This is a genomic window from Micromonospora sp. NPDC000121 (genome assembly GCF_042899165.1).
GTDB lineage: Bacteria > Actinomycetota > Actinomycetes > Mycobacteriales > Micromonosporaceae > Micromonospora.
Genome location: NZ_JBIAZP010000031.1, coordinates 1 through 3003 on the forward strand (window position 1 = coordinate 1; position 3003 = coordinate 3003).

Here is a 3003-nt window from a genome sequence, read left to right on the forward strand (position 1 = left end):
CCTGTTTCGCCATGTAACTGGTTCTTTGGACGGCGGGCGGGGGGGGGGCGGGGGGGGGGGCGGGGGCGCCCCCCGGGGGGGGGGGGGGGCCGGGCCGCCCCCCCCCCCCGCCCCCGGGGCGCTCGTCGGTCGTCAACAGCCGTGTTGCCGTCGCTCCCTCACTGGGCGTCAGGTGCGACGAGGGCCGGCAACGCGGCGTCGAACCGGGTGATCACCGTGGCCGAGGGCAGAATGTGTCCCTGGACCTGCTCCTGCGCCGCGAGGTCCCTTCCCCAGTACGACGCGCGGCGGCGCTGGTCCGGCGTGCCGTGGTGGCCGTCGCTGTCAAAGGAGCAGTCACCCACGGCGTAGAACGATGTGGCGACCTCGGCCATGCGCTGCGCGTTGAGCGTGAGGCCACGCTTGTGGGTTGCGAAGTAGCTTGCGCCCGCGTCCGCCATGAGCTCGGTCCGCCGGGTTGCTTCCGGCTGGTCCAGCGGGTCGGGGGCGGCGAATTCCACGTCGTTCTCGTACTGGACGTGGTGCATGAACTCGTGAGCGAGGATGCCGCGAGGGCCCATCTGACCGAACCCCAGCGCCTGGCTGGCGTGCAGGATCCCCGGGCCGAAGATGATGCGGTCCGACACCGTCCGCAGGTCGGGGTCGGACTGGGCATACGGGTCGTCTTCGGTGGTGAAAGCGAAGGCGTTCAGGGTGAACAGATCGCTTCGCCCCTGCTTGAGGAAGGACTGGTGGGGTTGTTTGAGGAGTTCCTCGAATCCCGCCAGCATCTGCATACCGAGGTTGACGTCGATCGGGGTCCCGTCGACGTCGATGGGCCCCCTGACCGTTCTGCCCCAGGTGGCCCACGCGGTCGCGGCTCGTAGCCGGGCCGCTCGTGCCTCGGCGGAGTCACCGTCGATGCGTTGCCAGAGCGCGGCGTCCATGGCACCCAGGATGACGTCGTCGGTGTCCACGTCCCAGAAGTCCTGCGCCTGGCGGAGGGCCTTTGTGAGCGGCTGCGCGTATTCGTCGTCGTCGCCGTAGGTGTTGGGCCGGGCGTGGGCGTAGAGAAGGCCTTCGTAGGTCTGGATGTCGAGAAGTCCCAGGGCGAGCATGAGCTGGAGTCCGACCAGCCCAGGCAGCGAGGCCTCGGAGAGCAGCGACGACACGTACTCGTCCAGGGGCGTGCGGTCGCACTGATAGTTCGCGGGGTCGATGGCGGCGGCGACGAGACCGCGCAGGTGCGCGCCCGCCCCCGTCCGGCTCCCTGCCGTCAGCATCGACGCGACCTGGGCGTCGGACAAACGCGCGAGTGCACTGTCCAGCTTCACACGTGTCCCGGCCGGGACCTCGGCCAAATCCATGAGCGTGCGGAGGTCCTCGCGGCTCTCCGGGTGCGTGATCGCGGCCAGCGCCTCAGGGGTCAGGTTCGCCACGCCGGCAGGCGACTCACTGGCTGTGTTGTAGTCGGCCGCGTGCGTGGTCGTGCCGGCCGCGGTCGCCGCCGTCGGTGTGCACAACATGCCCATCACACAGGCCGTGGCTGCGGCCATCGCGACGGTGCGGGATCGTCGGATCATCGGTGAAACTCCTTCGGTTCGTCGAATGACAGCACCATGCGTCAGGTGAGTTCGCCGGGGCCATAGGCAGCGACGTCCACCTCCGGTCATGACCGAAACCGGACGAGCCCGGGCACCGCCCCGTGGGACGGCCGGTTGTGCTTGACTTCGCGCGTGGATGCGTCAACGCGACGAGCGGACGACCGCCCGATCATCCCCACCGGATCTGCCGTGGAGCTCTACGCCCGTCTCGTGGCCTCCGGCCCGATGCCGTGGGAGGCCGGTGACCCGGAGGACGACGCCAACCTCGCGATCCTCGAGGAGGCAGCACTGGTCCGACGTACGGCACATGGCGTCGAGGCCCTGTCTCCGTTCGTGCCGATGAACGCCCTGATCAGGTCGGGGCTGGACAAAGTGGCGCGCACCCACGAGACGGCCGCGTCCCTCGAGCGGGCCTGGCAACAGCGGCCGGCACGCGCGGCATCGGTCGAGATCGTGAGGGGCGCGGCATCAGTCGCCGCCTTCCATCAGATCCTCCACGACGCGAACTCGCTCGACATCCTCAACCGTTGGCCGGTCCTTCGTCCGGTCACCGTCGCGCCCGGCTTGCTCGACCTGCTCGCCCGCGGCGTGACCGTCAACGCCCTCTACGACGTCACTCTGCTGTCCGATCCCGAGGCCCTCGACGTCGCCCGCATGTGCATCGAGGCTGGTGAGCACGCACGAGTGCTCCCGGGTGTGCCGGTCAACATGTTCCTCACCGAGACGACCGCGAGCGTTTCGTTGCCCGGGGCTGCCGGGCCGGTGCCGGACCGGATGCTGGTCCACGCTCCCCAGGTGCTCCAAGCGCTGAAGGCGATCTTCGACGCCTTCTGGAGCAAGGCGATTCCCATCTCCGCCGACGGCGACGCGGCTCCCGGACGCGAGGAGGACGTGAAGATGCTGGCGCTCCTCGCGGCCGGTCTCACCGACCACGCGATCGGTCGCGAGCTCGGCGTCAGCGAGCGCACTGTGCGGCGCCGGATCAGGAGCATGCAGGCGCTGCTCGGCGCCCAGACCCGGTTCCAGCTCGGGGTCCAGGCTGCGCGACAGGGATGGATATCGGAATCGTGAGCAGGGCAGCCGCCCGGACTGCGTGCGCCCGGTCGCGGCCAGAACATCATCGACCATCTCGAACGGAAGCAGCCGGGCCAGCTCGCCCAGATGACCCGGCGCGAACACCCTGCGGCTACGGTCACCGACCGGGATATGGCAATCTGAATTACCAGCGGGGCTCCAGGTGTCGGGGCGTCTTAGGGTGACCACCCTCTGTATCGGAACTCCGCTGCTTTACGTCTCAGGCATGCCTTGACACGCCGACCGCCGCCCTAAAGGACGTCTCGTAACTCGGTGAAGGCGTTGCCTGGCAACGGTGCTGGTGTCACCCGGCGAGGATGATGTTGTGGAGGTGGGCGATGCCGGA

At 69.1% G+C, this 3003-nt stretch carries 2 protein-coding genes; one reads left to right on the forward strand and one right to left on the reverse strand.

The window, feature by feature from the left end:
* Nucleotides 1-158: 158 nt before the first annotated feature.
* The gene (locus ACFY23_RS31740) at nucleotides 159-1562 is read right to left on the reverse strand and encodes a hypothetical protein (protein WP_350687348.1); all 1404 of its coding nucleotides are present in this window, start codon (nucleotides 1560-1562) and stop codon (nucleotides 159-161) included.
* A 210-nt stretch (nucleotides 1563-1772) separates the two neighbouring features.
* Between ACFY23_RS31740 and ACFY23_RS31745 the strand changes: the two genes are divergently transcribed.
* Nucleotides 1773-2654 carry a helix-turn-helix transcriptional regulator gene (locus tag ACFY23_RS31745; RefSeq protein WP_350687346.1) on the forward strand — a complete coding sequence of 294 codons (882 nt, stop codon included), beginning with the start codon at nucleotides 1773-1775 and terminating at the stop codon, nucleotides 2652-2654.
* Nucleotides 2655-3003 lie beyond the last annotated feature (349 nt).